Below are 15,893 nucleotides of genomic sequence, written 5' to 3'. Positions count from 1 at the left end.
TTTTTCACCTCTTAATACGCTACTTCCACTTCTTCTTGATAGACTTCTCCATCTCTCATTACCCGGTAGGTCGCTACTTCTCCCGGTTCAATCGTTAAAGTGATTTCAAAAGTCTTCGTCTCTGTAATTGTTTCACTAATCACAGGTGTACTTCCGTCTCGATTTGCATCTTTCACATAAATCAATACTTCCTGACCCTCGGGCTCTGCCTGTTCGTCTTCTTGTTCGCCTTCTTGCTCGCCATCCCCTTGTCCTTCTTCATCATTCGTTTCCGGTTCATACGGAACTTCAATAGAAACGGTTTCATCTCTAGGAGGTTTTGGCTCAGGTCCTTTAGAAATAACTAAGTTTACGGTAGATCCCTGCTCTACTTCCGTTGAAGCAGCTGGGTCCTGGCTGATTACAATTCCTTCTGGCACTTGTTCTGAGTATTGATAAGTGATATTAGATTCTAGGTTATTACTTTCCAAGGATCTCACTGCGAAACTTTCATTAGCACCAACTAATTCTGCCAAGTCTATCGTTTCTTCACCAGAGCTTACACGGAATGATACCGTTGTATCCTCTGGAATGACACTACTTCCTGCGCTTGGGCTCAGGTGTGCGATGATTTCGCCTTTCGGTACATCACTACTCGTTTCTTCGTATGAATCAACCTTCTCATAACCTTTTTCTTCCAACTCTTCTTTCACCCGATCGAAATCCTGTCCTGTATAATCCGGAAACTCTACTCTCTCTTTTCCATTGCTAATGTAAACTGTAACATTTGACTCTTCTTTTACCGTCATCCCTGCTTCAGGATCTGTTTCAATGACATCGCCCTCTTCCACATCATCAGAAAAACGTGTTTCTCTTGTCACAGTAAGGTTCAAGTCACTGAGTTCACTATAAGCCGTCTCGTACTCTTCCCCTGCAAGATCAGGTATCTCCACATCTGCAGGTTGAATGATACCAGGGATTGTGAATAATGCCACGAGTCCCCCGATCAATAACAATAGTATAACGGTAAGAATCCACGGCCATACTTTCCGCTTTTTCTTTGTCTTTTTCTCGGCAGTCGGTTGATCAGATGGAGCTGTTTCCTTATAGGTTTTTGTCGACGATGTCGGGGGTGGGCTGACAGGTTTGTGATCACTAGTATTGATAATCGTATCTTCATCAGGTGAATCGCCGTAGGCTTCATTCGTAATGACAGGGATCGCTTTGGTTTTTTCTTCATCCCCATCATCAGGTAATGTGAAAACCGGCTCATCCGCCCGGTAAGGTTCGAGAGAAGTTTCAATATCATGTTCCATTTCTAACACTGATTCATATCGATGAAACGGATCTTTGGCCGTCGATTTCAAAACGATATTTTCGACACTTTGAGGCAAGTCGGAATTCCATCTTTTCAAGGAAGGCGTTTCATGCTGAAGGTGTTTCAAGGCGATCGAGACTGGAGATTCTCCTGAAAAAGGGAGCCTCCCCGTCAGTAATTCGAAAAAAACAATGCCGAGTGAATATACATCGGATTTTTTTGTCGCCATTCCACCCCGCGCTTGTTCCGGCGATAGATAATGAACAGAACCGAGTACAGAATTGGTCTGAGTCAGCGCTGTCGCACTTAGGGCCATCGCAATTCCAAAATCCGTCACTTTCACATGACCGTAATGATCAATAAGAATATTCTGCGGTTTGATATCCCTATGAACGATTCCATTATCATGCGCATGAGCGATTGCTGATGCAATCTGTCTCATAATATCCACCGCTTCAGACACATCGACTGGACTATGTTGTTGAATATACTGCTTCAACGTCATTCCATCGACAAACTCCATCACCATAAAATAAATATCGTCTTCTTCTCCGACATCATAAATGTTAACGATATTAGGATGAGAGAGACTCGTAGCTGATTGGGCTTCTCTATGAAAGCGGGCAATAAACTCCTCATCATTTCCATGTTCCAGTCGTAATACTTTAATGGCAACATCCCTGTCTAGAATCGTGTCATGAGCAAGGTAGACATTCGCCATACCGCCGCCACCGATCATCTCTTGTACACGATAACGGTCATTAAGGAGACGGTTGTTCAACATTATTCCGCACCTTCTTTCTGGTCGGAAGAAGGATGATGGTGCACGACTGCAAGCGTAATATTATCTTCCCCTCCACGTTCATTCGCAAGATCAATCATCTGCTGCGTAAACGATGACCATTCCCCTTCGAATGATTTCAATTCACTTAATTCTTCATCGCTCACCTTATTGGTTAATCCGTCTGTACATAGAAGAAGGCGGTCATTCTCTTCGAATTCCATCGTTTTCACATCTGCTGTCAAATCAAATTCTGTCCCAAGTGCTTTTAATAATACGTTTTTTCTAGGGTGATGCTCCGCCTGCTCTTCGGTAATCTGACCTGAACGGACAAGTTCGTTCACTAAGGAATGATCCTCAGTAATCACTTTGAAGCCATAGGCATTAGCAAAATAACAGCGGCTGTCTCCAATGTGTCCGACCGTTGCGAATTCTTTTGTACATAGTGCCACAACCACGGTTGTTCCCATCCCTGCACATTCTTCATGGTCATTGGCATAGGATTTGATTTCATTGTTCGCAGAGCGCACCGCTTCTTTAATCCATTTTTCAGCTTCATCAGGAGTCTCAATGAGCTTGGCTTCCTGCCATTTTTTATGTAAATGTGAGGTCGTCATCTGGCTGGCTACATCACCGGCCTGGTGTCCGCCCATTCCGTCGGCTACAATGGCGAGGACTTGGCCTGCATCGTTTTTGAAAACCCCACCGGCATCCTCGTTATGAATTCTGACTTTCCCCTGATCTGTCTCGTAATAACCTATCATGGTCTCACCTGCCTCATATTTATAACTTCGATCAAACATGGGGGTTGATTCTTAGGTGGTGTTCCTCTTTTCGCCTTAATGGGAAGGAATCGGCTTTCCTTCCCAAGGCTTTATTTTCTATTTCTGTTATTTGTCACTTCTTTCGCAATCGGGTCAAGAAAAATCCATCCGTATCCCATTCTTGAGGGAAAAGCTGAAGGCCTGTTTCGGAAAGACCCTGGGATTCTTTAAGAGCTGGTGGTAGCTCCTCGAAGAAGGATGGATCTACTTCAAAGTCCGAGTGCTCTTTTAAGAAATGCTGGACGGCTTCCTCATTTTCATGACGGTCGACCGTACAAGTACTATAGACGAGCTTTCCTCCAGGCTTTAGTAGTGGTGCAACTTCTCTCAATAGATCATCCTGAATGTTTCTTAGAGAGAAAATATCTTCTTCTTTTTTATGGTATTTAATATCCGGTTTTCCTCGTAAAACTCCAAGGCCGGAACAAGGAGCATCAAGTAAGATGCGGTCAAAGGCGCCAGGAGCATGTTTTTCTCCCAGCTTCCTGGAATCTGCCTGACTAGCGGTAATTGATGTGAGCTGCAACTGTTCGGCCTTTTTGCTCACGAGTTTCGCTTTTTTCTCATGCAAGTCATAGGCAACGACTTCCCCCTGGTCTTCCATCTTTTCAGCGATATGGGTGGTTTTACCTCCAGGAGCGCTGCAGGCATCCAGCACAGTCAGTTCCTTTTCAAGATCCATCATTTCCGCTACAAGCATGGAACTCTGGTCTTGAACGGTCACGTACCCCTCTTGGAAAAGGGGATGAGAGAGAATCGCCCCTTCAAGAACGAGGAAGCCTTGAGGAGATAGTGTGCTCTCTTCGACTTTGAAACCATCCTCTTGCAGCTGTTTCATCGCTTCTTCCCGAGAAATTCGAAGCGGCTGGACTCTCAGAGACATAGGAAGGTGCTGATTGTTTGCTTCACACATTGCTTTCGTCGTTTCAAATCCGTACTGATCGACCCAGCGATTGACGAGCCATTGAGGATGACTGGTTTCAATCGCCATTCGCTCTACAGGATCTTCGATTTTATCCAGGCTCTGGACTCCCTTGCGCTGGACGTTCCGAAGCACGCCGTTCATGAATGAAGAAATCCCCTTATGTCCCCGTTTCTTTGAAATTTCAACGGCTTCATGGATAATCGCATGATCCGGTACTCTTTCAAGGAAAATCATCTGGTAAACAGACATATAAAGAAGCCAGCGTACCCATGGCTTTATTTTCTTCTGTTTGGCGATGTAAGGCTGGATGAAATAGTGGATCAAATCCCGCCGTTGGAGTGTTCCGTATACGATTTCAGTTAACAGGGCTCCATCTTGTCTGGAAAGCTTTTGTTTAGAAATCTCCCGGTCTAATAAAACGTGACTGAATCCGCCCTGCTCACCAATTCGAGTAAGAAGATCAAGGGCTGACTCTCTTAATGCATATTTAGTCATGCGCCTCACCCAGACTTTCTCCGACCTGTAAGGACTGACCAGCTCCATTAATAAACGCCTGCCCGTCCATCTTCTTCTTTCCGGAAGGTTGAAGGGAAACGACTTTCACAGTTTTGTTTCCACCCGTTGTGACAAGGAAGCCATCTTCTTCGATTTTGACCACTGTTCCAGGTGCTTCCTCAAACGTATCTTCCATTTTTTCAATCCACCAGACTTTCATCGGCTTGCCGTTCCAATAGGTATAAGCGACCGGCCATGGATGAAGTCCACGTACATGGTTATAGACCGTCTGTTGATCTTTGCTCCAGTCGATGAGCTCTTGCTCCCTTTTGATATTGGAAGCGAAAGTGACTTTGGACTCATCCTGCTCTACCGGGGTAATACCTCCGCTCAATAACTTCGGCAGTGTGTCCGCCAACAACTCCGCTCCTGCTACGGAAAGTTTATCATGCAGCGTCCCGACATGGTCCTCGTCTTCAATCGGGACGGTGACTTTTGAAAGCATGTCCCCTGCATCGAGACGTTTGACCATATACATGATGGTGACGCCTGTCTCTTTCTTCCCTTCGAGGATGCTGTAATGAATCGGTGCACCCCCTCTGAATTCAGGCAGTAAGGATGCATGGACATTGATACATCCGTGCTTAGGCTCCTGGAGTAGTGCTTCCGGTAAAATTTGACCGAAGGCAGCGGTTACGATCAAGTCGGGATCGTAAGCAAGAACTTCTTTATATTCGTCTTTGATTTTTTCTGGTTGAAATACAGGAATTCCGTGTTTTTCCGCCGCTACTTTGACAGGAGGAGGGGTCATTGTTTTTTTTCTCCCTTTCGGACGGTCCGGTTGAGTAATTACAAGGACAACCTCATACCCCTCTTCAATAATGCGGTCAAGGACAGGTACGGCGAAATCCGGTGTCCCCATGAATGCGATTCGTGTCATGACTTTGTTGCTCCCTTCTTGCTTACATCAGCTGATACGGTTGGAAATCCACCGTAATCTGCAAACCATTTTCTTGTTTCATTTCATCTTCGTAATAGTGCAATATCCGTTCAACGAATTTTCGCTGCTCAGGTTCCTTCTTGTATTTTATCATGCATTGATAGCGATATCTATTATTGATCCTGGTGAGCGCAGAAGGAGTAGGCCCGAGAACATAGGATTGATCTGAAAGCTTCTGCTGCATGAACATGGTGATTTTCTGTGTCACTTCCTGCACTTTCAATTGGTTGGGATGTGAAATAGTGAAAAGTGTCAAGAAGAAGTATGGAGGATAGCGGAAAGCTTTCCTCAGTTTCATTTCTTCATTGAAAAATTGTTCGTAATCATACTGGCTGGCCAATTCAATACTATAGTGTTCCGGTGTGTACGTTTGAACGACGACCTCTCCAGGCTTCTCATGTCTTCCTGCCCTCCCGCTTACCTGTGTGATTAATTGGAACGTTTTTTCTGATGCACGGAAGTCAGGAAGGTTGAGAAGCGCATCGGCAGCGAGTACACCAACAAGGGTGACATTTCCAAAATCCAGGCCTTTAGCAATCATTTGCGTGCCAAGGAGGATATCCGCCTGTCCTTCTCCAAACTTTTTCAGGAGCCGTTCGTGTGCCCCTTTCCTTCTTGTCGTGTCGACGTCCATGCGGATCACGCGTGCTTCCGGGATTAACTCCTGAAGCGCTTCTTCCACTTTTTGAGTCCCTGTACCGAAATAACGGATCGTTTTGCTTTCACATTCGGGACATTCTGTCGGCATAGGTTCTTCATGGGAACAATAGTGGCATTTCAAACGATTCTGCCTCTTATGAAACGTAAGCGCAATGTCACAGTGCGGGCACTCACTGACATGGCCGCAATCCCTGCACATGACAAAGGTCGAATAGCCTCGTCTGTTCAGAAAAAGCACGACCTGCTCCCCGCGGGAAAGTCTTTCTTCGATTTTTTCCTTCAACATGATGGAAAACATGGAACGGTTTCCGTTATGAAGTTCCTCTCTCATATCGACGAGATCCACGGCCGGCATCACCGACTCATTCATCCGCTTTTTCATAGTCAACAGCTGATAATTGCCTTTGACAGCCCTGGCATAACTTTCGAGAGCCGGTGTGGCACTACCTAAAACGACAGGGCATTGGTGGGTTTTCCCTCTCTCAATGGCAACATCTCTCGCATGGTAACGTGTCCGGTCTTCCTGTTTGTAACTCGTTTCATGTTCTTCATCGATGATGATCAAGCCGATGTTCGTAAACGGAGCAAAGATCGCAGACCTTGCTCCGACAACGACTTGAACCTCCCTGCGTTGGATCTTCCGCCATTCGTCGTACTTTTCCCCTGCTGATAAAGCACTGTGAAGGACGGCCACTTTTGAGCCGAATCTTCCTTTGAACCGTTCAACCATTTGCGGGGTCAAAGCAATTTCAGGCACAAGCATGATGGCTTCTTCGCCTTTATCAATTACTTCTTGGATCGACTGCAAATACACTTCCGTTTTACCACTACCGGTCACTCCATGAAGAAGAAAAACATCATGGGCGTTTTCTTCGATGGTCTTAAGGATCGGCTGGATAGCTGTTTCCTGTTCTGCTGTCAGAGGGAACGGCTGCGTACGTTCGAAGTCGCGATCACCATAAGGGTCCCTGAAAACTTCCTGCTTGAATTCACGAATAACCCCCTGTTCGATGAGCGGCTTCAAAGAGGCAGGTGTAGTTGATAGCACATCCAGAAGTCTCTTCTTTTCTATCGCATCCGGATACTCGAGGAAATACTCGACAATGGTGCGCTGTTTTTTCGCCTGCGGGGATAGATCTTCAAGCTTCTCCTCTAATTCCATCGGATTTAAATTAGGTTGGACCATCGTCATTGTCTTCTTCGTTTCCCGGCTTTTCACTTCATAATGGACATCAACGTCTCCATCATTCATGTGTTTGCGGAGTGTATGATACCCGATGCCCGACTTCTCGAATTCTTCAAAATCCACAACCGCTCGTCCATCAAATAAAGGGTCAAGTTCAGAGCCGAGGGGTTCTTCGGTCAGCTTCCACAACTCTTTGCGATATTTAGCTTTCATCACCTGAGGGAGCATAACCTGCAGACAGGAAATATAGTAGCTCAGAGTGTTTTTTGATAACCATTTTCCGAGTTGGAGAAGTTCTTCGGTCAACGTTGGGATGACATCAAGGACATCGGTTATTTTTTTCACGGACGAAAAGGAACTTGTTTCTGAAAGAGCTACGACATACCCTAAGATTTTGCGTGGACCAAATGGAACGATCACCCGAACACCCGGCTGAACGATCCCTTCGAACTTTTCGGGTATTTCATAATCGAAAGGACGGTTCGTATTTTGCGAGGGTACATCAACGATTACGTTTGCAATCAAAGGGGTTCACTCTCCATCTCACCACTGGCCACCATGAGAATGTTTTCAGCGAGCTCCTCTTTGCTCATCAACGGGTATGTCATTTCTTCTCCTCGTTTGGTAATAAACAAGGAGGCATTGGTGTCCGTTCCAAACCCTGAACCCTCTTCGGATACATTATTAATGACAATGGCATCGAGGTTCTTTTTATCCATCTTCTCTCTACCATACTTCTCCACATCTGTCGTTTCTGCAGCAAATCCAATTAAGTATTGATGTTCTTTGCGATCTCCAAGTTCCATGAGAATATCCTTCGTCCGCTCCATCTCAACGACATAGTCCCCTGGTTTCTTCTTCATCTTTTGATCGTACGTTATTTTCGGACGATAATCGGCGACCGCTGCCGACTTGATGACAAGGTCTTGATCAGGATAAGCTTTCAACACTTCGTCATACATTTCCTGAGCGGACGTAATACGGATCACATGCACGCCAGCTGGAGGTCCTAAGGCTACCTGCCCTGAAATAAGTGTCACTTCAGCGCCAAGTTGTTTAGCTTTTTCCGCTAACGCATACCCCATTTTACCCGTCGATGGATTCGTGAAATAACGTACCGGATCGATCTGCTCGCGGGTAGGGCCTGCGGTTATGAGTACTTTTTTTCCTTTAAGAGGCTGAGGCCGTTGATATTCTTTCCGAAGCACTTCGACAATCGATTCAGGCTCCTCGAGCCGTCCTTTCCCTACATAGCCACACGCAAGATAACCTTCCCCGGGCTCGATAAACCGGAAGCCCCAGTCATCCAGCTGCTTTAAGTTCTTCATAACAGCCGGATGACTGTACATATGGACATTCATGGCCGGAGCGATGTAAACAGGTGCCTCGGTCGCAAGTAAGGTCGTCGAGAGCATATCATCGGCGAGACCATTCGCGAGTTTTCCGATCACGTTTGCCGTCGCGGGGGCGATTAAGAAGAGGTCCGCCCAGTCAGCGACATCGATGTGCTGGATTTGAGAAGAATCTTGTTCATCGAAGGTATCGGTATAAACAGGCTGTCTGGACAAAGCCTGAAAAGTAGTCGGGGCTACAAATTTTTGCGCGCTGTCAGTCATGATTACTTTAACAACGGCCCCTGCTTGGACGAGTTTGCTTGTTAAAGCGGCTGCTTTATAGGCGGCGATTCCACCTGATACTCCTAAGACGATCTTTTTTCCATTCAACATCTAAAGAGACCCCTTTGCTTAAAAAATGTTGGCACTAAAACACGTAGGAAAAGCCGCGCTGATTCAATGAAGAAGCGCGGCTTTTCCTACGTCGTTTCGATGTTCTTATGTGGTTTCTGTTCGTTCTTGGATTTCATCCGCTTCAATATAGTTCAATTTGCCATCACGGATTTCTTCAAGCGCCACGCCCACTTGCTGGTGGGATGTCGGATGGTCGATCATAGGCGCTGCTCCTTGTTTCAATTCACGCGCTCTTCTTGCAGACAGCGTTACGAGTGTATATTTGGATTTGATTTGTTTCTGTAGGGAATCAATGGACGGTTCTAACATCATGATTATTCATCCTCCAATGCTTTTTTATATTGATGGGCGACACGTTCACGTTTGCAGTGTTCACTGGCAACGATCGATTTCACTTTCGTTACAGCATTGTCAATCTGATCGTTCACGACGACATAATCATACGCATCCATCATATCAATTTCTTCTTTCGCTGCTTTCAAGCGGTTTTTCACTTTGTCTTCCGTTTCTGTGCCACGGTTGACAATCCGGTCTTTCAATTCTTCCAAAGAAGGTGGAATCAAAAAGACGAACACGCCTTCAGGGAAGTTCTCCCTTACTTTGAGAGCTCCCTGGACTTCAATTTCCAAAAAGACATCTTTGCCTTCGTTCAATGTCTGCTCTACATATTGACGGGGTGTTCCATAATAGTTTCCCACATATTCCGCATGTTCAATCAATTGGCCTTCACTAATTAATTTCTCGAACTCATCTCTCGATTTGAAAAAATAATCGACGCCGTCCACTTCACCTTCACGTGGATCACGAGTCGTCATGGATATAGAATAGCGCAAATCTGTTGACTGTTCGAATAATGCTTTACGTACCGTTCCTTTTCCGACACCTGATGGGCCGGAAAGGATGAATAAAATACCTTTCTGATCAATCACTGCAAAAAGTCCTCCTAGTTTTCATCTGAGATCTCGTCGTTACTGATGACACGCTGTCCGACGGTTTCCGGCTGGACGGCTGAAAGGACGACATGATCACTATCTGTAATAATGACCGCACGCGTTCTGCGGCCATATGTAGCATCTACTAATTTATTATTGTCACGGGCGACCGTGATGATACGTTTGATCGGAGCGGATTCAGGCGAAACAATAGAAATAATACGATTCGCAGATACGACGTTTCCAAAACCGATGTTGATTAATTTCAAGCTCAAAGCTGACTCCTCCTTCTTCTGACCAAGCACTTTCATGACTACCTCTATTATATGAAAAAACTAGGCATAAACACAATTGTTATTCGACATTTTGTACTTGTTCTTTCACCTTTTCAATCTCGCTTTTCAAATTCACAACCATCTCAGTCATTTTGCCGTCATTGGATTTCGATCCGATCGTATTCACTTCACGGTGCATTTCCTGCACAATGAAATCGAGTCGTCTTCCTACAGGCTCATCAATCGAAAGGATGTCTTCAAATTGGATGAAGTGCGACTGTAGTCTCGTCAACTCTTCGGTGACGTCCCCTTTCTCTGCAAGCAAAGCGACTTCCTGGAGGATTTTTGTTTCATCGGTCCGGATTTGTTCTTTCGTGTATTCTTCCACACGGGTCCGAATCCTCTCTTTATACTCTTCGATTACCATCGGCCGCCTTTCGTCCAGGCTGCTCAGCCATGACCGCACTTTTGCGATGCGTTTTTCAAGATCTTCATATAATTCGTGACCTTCTTTCATCCGCATCTCTACCAGTTGTGTGGCAGCATCATCCATGGCCTCTAATAAAGCCATTTTCAACTCATCCGAATCGGTTTCTATCTCTTTTTCCGAAAAAACATGGTCTAACTTGGATACCATATCAATAGATATATCCCCCGTCAAATCGTAGCGGCGCTGTATATCCTTCAAGCGGACTAAATATTGATCGACAATTTCCCAATTGACATCGATTTTCTTTTCAAACAATTCTTCTCCTTCGATCGTTACAAAGATATCAACGCGACCCCTGGATAATCGGCCTTTGACGACTTGTTTCAGCCGATCCTCCAAAAACAGTAATGAACGGGGCATCTTGGTTGTTATATCCAAAAAACGATGATTCACCGACCGAATCTCCACATGAACCTTTGTTTCACCGACTTCCACCGTACTCTTCCCATAACCTGTCATACTTTTTAACAATAAGATCATCACCTGTATGTAAAATGAATGCAACACCTATTTTAGCAAAATGTTGGATGGTGTTGCGAATGTTTGGCTTTCCCTGATGAAAAATCTTAGAATAACGAGCTTTACTCATGCTATACTTCTAACAGTAGAGAGGTGAAGACGATGTCTTTTGACGGAATTGTAACCCGGGCGATCACGAACGAATTGAATGAAACGATCCAGTCCGGACGTATTATGAAAATTTATCAGCCAACTGAAACGGAGCTCGTATTTACGGTCCGTTCCAATCGCAAAAAACACACGCTATTGTTGTCCGCACACCCAAGCTATGCTCGCTTCCATTTGACGGACGATCAATACCATAATCCTAAAGAACCACCGATGCTGTGTATGCTTCTCAGGAAACATTTGGTCGGAGGGTTTATTGAACGAATAGAACAGGTGGACATGGAAAGAATTGTGAAGTTTCATATCCGGACCCGCAACGAAGTGGGCGATGAAACAATGAAAACACTCATTATTGAAGTGATGGGTAAACACTCCAACATCCTGCTTGTCGACGAAGAAGAAGGACATATGCTCGACAGCATCAAGCATCTGCCCCCTTCCCAAAACCGGCACCGGACGATTATGCCCGGCCAGCCCTATAAACTCCCACCGGAACAAGGGAAAATCAACCCTGTTGATCTTGAACCAGAAGCATTCATCAGGAAGTTGGACTTTAACTCAGGCAAGATGGATAAACAAATCCTGAATGTGGTAATGGGTTTTTCACCAATGATGACGAAGGAAATTGTCCATCGGGCCGGACTCGGTGGTTCCCAAGCCGTGAAGGAAGCTTACCGGGAGATTAGAGAAATCATCCTCAACCATGAGTATGATCCTCAGATCCATCGGGGAGAAAAAGAGCAGTTTTACGTTATTTCGTTGCACGCTTTTTCAGATGATGTTGAAAAATTCGATAGCGTCAGTGCGATGCTGGATGATTATTATTCTGGGAAAGCTGAGCGGGACCGTGTCAAACAGCAAGCAGGAGATCTCCACCGTTTCTTGAAGAATGAACGGGATAAAAACAAACGTAAAATTAAGAAACACGAAACGACACTGAAGAAATCCGAATCCGCGGAAGAGTATCAAAAGCTCGGCGAACTTTTGACCGCTCACATGCATATGGTCAAAACAGGGGATGAATCGGTGACGGTCGTTGACTACTACGACCCCGACCAGTCAGAAATGACGATCGAACTCAACCCTAATAAAACACCGAGTGAAAATGCACAAAACTATTTTCAAACGTACGCAAAACTGAAGAAATCCAAAGAAGTTGTACAAAAGGAAATCCAGAAAGCAGAAGATGAAATCCTTTATTTCGATCGTCTCATTCAACAAGTCGAAACAGCAAGAGAAGAAGATATCGAAGAAATTCGGGAAGAACTGCGTGAGCAAGGTTATTTGAAGAAAAAGCCGGCGGCGAAAGGGAATCGTAAAAACAAACCACAAAAGCCGAAGCCGGAAAGTTTTGAATCGACGGATGGAACATTGATTTACGTTGGAAGAAACAACAAACAGAATGAATATTTGACGAACCGGATGGCGAACAAAATGGATATTTGGCTGCATGCCAAAGATATTCCTGGGTCCCATGTGGTCATCCGAGATGAAGAACCGAGCGAAGATACGTTATTTGAAGCCGCACAGCTTGCTGCAAACTTCAGTAAATCAAGCAAGTCCTCCTCGGTTCCGGTGGACTACACGCGGATACGTCATGTGAAAAAGCCGTCAGGAGCAAAGCCAGGTTTCGTTACGTATGACCAACAGCAGACGTTGTTCGTCACACCAGATGCTGCCTTCATCAAACGGTTAAAGAAAAAAGACTGAACAAGAATCCCTGTGCCTATAAATGGCACAGGGATTTTTACATACCTTAGATGCAAAGAACAAATAATATTAAGGCAACTGAATCTGATCAAGGAGGTTGCTGGTATGCCAAAGAATTCAAAATCAAAACGTAATCCGAAAAAGAGCAGAGATGCTGTTCAGCCAGCTACGGGAGAAGAACGAATTACAATCTCCAAAGCTGGCGAAGGTCCTTACGACCGTAACAGATAAACGAAAAGCAGCACGTGCGAAATCGCACGTGCTGTTTTTAACCTTCCAAACGTTCCACTGTCTCCAGTCCCATTCTTTCTCCGACAACAAGCAAAGCTTGATTGATTTTCCAAATAAAAAACAGGTGGTGGACAATATCCCCCTGTCCTTCTTTGTGTCCTGGTGCAAACCGCTCAATCATTTCCCGCTCATGTTGTAGCTTAAACAGTTGTCCACTCGTTGCTTCCCCATTCATGACTGCCATGATTGTGCGAATGTTGTGCTTGTAAACCTCTTCGGTCCGCTTAAGGGCCTGCGTGATTTCTTCGGAATGATGAAAATCCTTTTGATACGTAGATGCCACTAGCTGTTTCGCATAATAATTGATAGCGGTAAACGACATCAGTAACCGAGGAATACCTGAGTATTTATTAGCTCCGGGTCTCTGCAGGGCAGGTTTTGCATCTTCTTCAAGCAGCTGAATCTTTTCATCCATCTGAAAAGCGAGATCCGCCAGTCCCTTCATACTTTCTGAATGACGGAATTTTTGAATGTAAGACAGGACATAATCCTCGAGAACTTCTAAGTACTCCACCAGCTGCTCCTTCATTTTATCCAGCGTTCTTGTAGGGAAAATGAATGCGGCAGCCGCTAGTGCAATGCCTGCTCCTACAATGGTATCGACCACCCTGGCAAGGAGCAAGGCATAACTGATTCCTCCCAACATGAGGTCATACATAAAAGCAATGAGCATTGTGATGAACATACTCATCACAGTGTAGGACACCGGAAGCATGTAAAAGGCAAAAAAGATAACCGCAAAAATGAGACTTACTTCCAGTTCAGACTGCCCTGACACAGACTTTGCCAAAAAGAAACCAATAATGGCTCCTGCTACCGTCCCGATCGACCTTTCCAAACCTTTCAGATATGTGCGCCCAACGGTCGGGGTCCCTAATTGGACGATAAACGTCGTTAACAACACCCAGTACGGCTGTATAGGAGAAATCAAATGACCTACAATCACTGCGATCGTTCCGGCAATCACCGATTGAATCGCCTTTTTCGTTGAAGGCTCCATCCCCTTATTTTCATCTTCCTCTTCTGCTGCTTCCTTTTCTTCAGACCATTCATCACCGGGGACGTCTTCGCCACTGTATTTAATGGCGAGGGCTCCTTCCGTCACATGCGTAGCGATCGCCTCAATTCGGCGGAGCAGATACAGCCACCCCTCAGGCCTCGTTTCATGTTCACCAAACCTTTTATCAATTATATCTCTTAAAGAAAGAATCACACGTTCGGCTTCAGCAAGGTGCTTCTCTTCTTGTTCCATTTTAAGAACTTCTGCCTTCTGCAACGTAAGAATGAGGCGGGAGAGAATTGGACGCAGTTCTTCTGTCTCAAGCGCTCCTTTTTCTTTCAATTTCTCCAAACTATCCGAAAGGGTCATCACGAACATCGCCGTATCGAACACATATAACCGTAATTGTTCCGTACGAACCCCCGGCCAGACGTCCCTAATATTCTGTGAGTTCAAGTCTGTGGATACGTGATTGGCATAATCCCTCAGCTTTTTCACGTTTTCCGTCAATTTTTTAAAACGGATCTGGTTGATATCAGGATCCTCAACGACTTCTGCCAACAGTTCGAAAGACAGGTTCGCCTGCCTATGAAAAGATTGGACACTACGCTTAAGCTGCTGTGCAGTATCTCGGAAAATGATGAAATTATATAGAAAAGCGTAGCTGATGCCTATACAAATCGCACCGTAAAACCAAGGGAATTGTGCTGGAGGAAGTTTTAAAAAGGAAGAAAAATAAACGGTTATAAAACCGATCATACCTAAAGAAAAATAACGACTACCGAATTTAGAAAAATAAAAACTGCAAAAGATGATCAAGATCATTAACGTGGAGACGAGAACGGCACTCCATGAAAGCAGAGAACCTAGCGTCACTCCGCAGATAGCCGATAAAGGAAGCAAAAGTGTTGTCCCCTGTTTTTCCTTTTTAGTATCATCCATAACTGCCATGATGCCAAGCAGCCCACCGACACCTGAGATGATCGCCGGAAGAAGCGGATCCTGCCCGAGGAGGTTCAATACCAGTAAGGTAGTGAAAACAGCCGAAATCACACTGAGCGTCGCTTTTCCTGCCTGCTGCAGCCGTTTGTGCCCGGGATCTGACGCCAGCATTCTCTTCAACCAATACGATTGTCTTCCTATTTCATACATTGAATATCTCCTCCTCTCTTATGTTTTTCATGTGGCATATCGATTCCATCTATAAAATAAATGATCACTTCTCTATATGTACGGACATCCTACTTACCCTTTCCCTTACTTGAGTAAGGATAGTATAGATAGAGATAAATTATAGAGCGCTCTCTCCCATCTGTCAAAAGGGAAACCTGCCTTTCTTCAGCTTTTACCTGATTGTTTTTATTTGCTATTTACTTATTTAGCAAAATGGCAGGATTGTGGAAGACTTGATTTCGAGATGTTTCGGGGTTCGTTTGCCGTGTTGAGCGTTAGGGGTGGCTGGGAAGCTACTCGCTTTCCTGTGGGGGAGTGGCAAGCTTCCTCGGACTTCGTCCTGCGGGATCTCGCCTATCTCCTTTCTCCCACGGGAGTCTCGCAGCTTCCCAACCACCCCATTCCATGAAGGTGAGAAACGAACCCCATTAACGAGAGAGGCTGTCTTCCACTACTCTGTTGGTATAGGAAAAAACGCT

The 15,893-nt window shown here is 45.1% G+C and carries 13 protein-coding genes; 2 read left to right on the top strand and 11 right to left on the bottom strand.

The genetic code is table 11. The features are described 5' to 3' along the window. Positions 1-11 precede the first annotated feature (11 nt). The 10 genes from pknB to ACJA3J_RS09825 all read right to left on the bottom strand — a co-directional run bounded on the left by pknB (position 12) and on the right by ACJA3J_RS09825 (position 11,093). Positions 12-2,081 (bottom strand): Stk1 family PASTA domain-containing Ser/Thr kinase, encoded by a 2,070-nt coding sequence (pknB, locus tag ACJA3J_RS09870; protein WP_089654643.1) that lies wholly within the window; start codon positions 2,079-2,081, stop codon positions 12-14. Beyond that, a complete protein-coding gene (locus tag ACJA3J_RS09865) occupies positions 2,081-2,842 on the bottom strand; it encodes a Stp1/IreP family PP2C-type Ser/Thr phosphatase (protein WP_406946162.1) in 762 nt (253 codons plus the stop codon). Before ACJA3J_RS09865 ends, pknB begins: the two co-directional genes overlap by 1 nt. A gap of 133 nt (positions 2,843-2,975) precedes the next feature. After that, the gene (gene rsmB, locus ACJA3J_RS09860) at positions 2,976-4,322 is read right to left on the bottom strand and encodes a 16S rRNA (cytosine(967)-C(5))-methyltransferase RsmB (protein ID WP_089654642.1); all 1,347 of its coding nucleotides are present in this window, start codon (positions 4,320-4,322) and stop codon (positions 2,976-2,978) included. Further along, complete coding sequence (gene fmt / locus ACJA3J_RS09855) at positions 4,315-5,262, bottom strand: methionyl-tRNA formyltransferase (RefSeq protein WP_406946161.1); 948 nt, start codon at positions 5,260-5,262, stop codon at positions 4,315-4,317. Before fmt ends, rsmB begins: the two co-directional genes overlap by 8 nt. A 22-nt stretch (positions 5,263-5,284) precedes the next feature. Continuing rightward, positions 5,285-7,693, bottom strand: coding sequence for a primosomal protein N' (gene priA / locus ACJA3J_RS09850; RefSeq protein WP_406946160.1), 2,409 nt, complete (start codon positions 7,691-7,693; stop codon positions 5,285-5,287). Then, positions 7,690-8,895 (bottom strand): bifunctional phosphopantothenoylcysteine decarboxylase/phosphopantothenate--cysteine ligase CoaBC, encoded by a 1,206-nt coding sequence (coaBC, locus tag ACJA3J_RS09845; protein WP_406946159.1) that lies wholly within the window; start codon positions 8,893-8,895, stop codon positions 7,690-7,692. Before coaBC ends, priA begins: the two co-directional genes overlap by 4 nt. A 105-nt stretch (positions 8,896-9,000) precedes the next feature. Beyond that, positions 9,001-9,228, bottom strand: a complete 228-nt coding sequence (gene rpoZ, locus ACJA3J_RS09840) for a DNA-directed RNA polymerase subunit omega (RefSeq protein ID WP_089654638.1) — start codon at positions 9,226-9,228, stop codon at positions 9,001-9,003. Between the two features lie 2 nt (positions 9,229-9,230). After that, positions 9,231-9,845: a guanylate kinase gene (gmk, locus tag ACJA3J_RS09835; protein ID WP_089654637.1), complete on the bottom strand. Its 615-nt coding sequence runs from the start codon at positions 9,843-9,845 to the stop codon at positions 9,231-9,233. 14 nt (positions 9,846-9,859) lie between these two features. Continuing rightward, the gene (gene remA, locus ACJA3J_RS09830) at positions 9,860-10,123 is read right to left on the bottom strand and encodes an extracellular matrix/biofilm regulator RemA (protein WP_027954142.1); all 264 of its coding nucleotides are present in this window, start codon (positions 10,121-10,123) and stop codon (positions 9,860-9,862) included. A 79-nt stretch (positions 10,124-10,202) separates the two neighbouring features. Then, positions 10,203-11,093 carry a YicC/YloC family endoribonuclease gene (locus ACJA3J_RS09825; protein ID WP_406946158.1) on the bottom strand — a complete coding sequence of 297 codons (891 nt, stop codon included), beginning with the start codon at positions 11,091-11,093 and terminating at the stop codon, positions 10,203-10,205. 141 nt (positions 11,094-11,234) lie between these two features. Here ACJA3J_RS09825 and ACJA3J_RS09820 point away from each other — a divergent pair, with 141 nt between their 5' ends. Continuing rightward, positions 11,235-12,950, top strand: coding sequence for an NFACT family protein (locus ACJA3J_RS09820; RefSeq protein ID WP_406946157.1), 1,716 nt, complete (start codon positions 11,235-11,237; stop codon positions 12,948-12,950). Between the two features lie 105 nt (positions 12,951-13,055). Beyond that, positions 13,056-13,181, top strand: a complete 126-nt coding sequence (locus ACJA3J_RS09815) for a hypothetical protein (RefSeq protein ID WP_258871051.1) — start codon at positions 13,056-13,058, stop codon at positions 13,179-13,181. A 37-nt stretch (positions 13,182-13,218) separates the two neighbouring features. Here ACJA3J_RS09815 and ACJA3J_RS09810 read toward each other — a convergent pair whose 3' ends face one another. Next, complete coding sequence (locus ACJA3J_RS09810; RefSeq protein ID WP_406946156.1) at positions 13,219-15,393, bottom strand: FUSC family protein; 2,175 nt, start codon at positions 15,391-15,393, stop codon at positions 13,219-13,221. Between the last annotated feature and the right edge of the window lie 500 nt (positions 15,394-15,893).

It is taken from the genome of Halobacillus sp. SY10 (genome assembly GCF_045401165.1).
Classification (GTDB): domain Bacteria; phylum Bacillota; class Bacilli; order Bacillales; family Halobacillaceae; genus Halobacillus; species Halobacillus aidingensis.
This window is presented reverse-complemented; position numbering and strand designations above follow the sequence as displayed.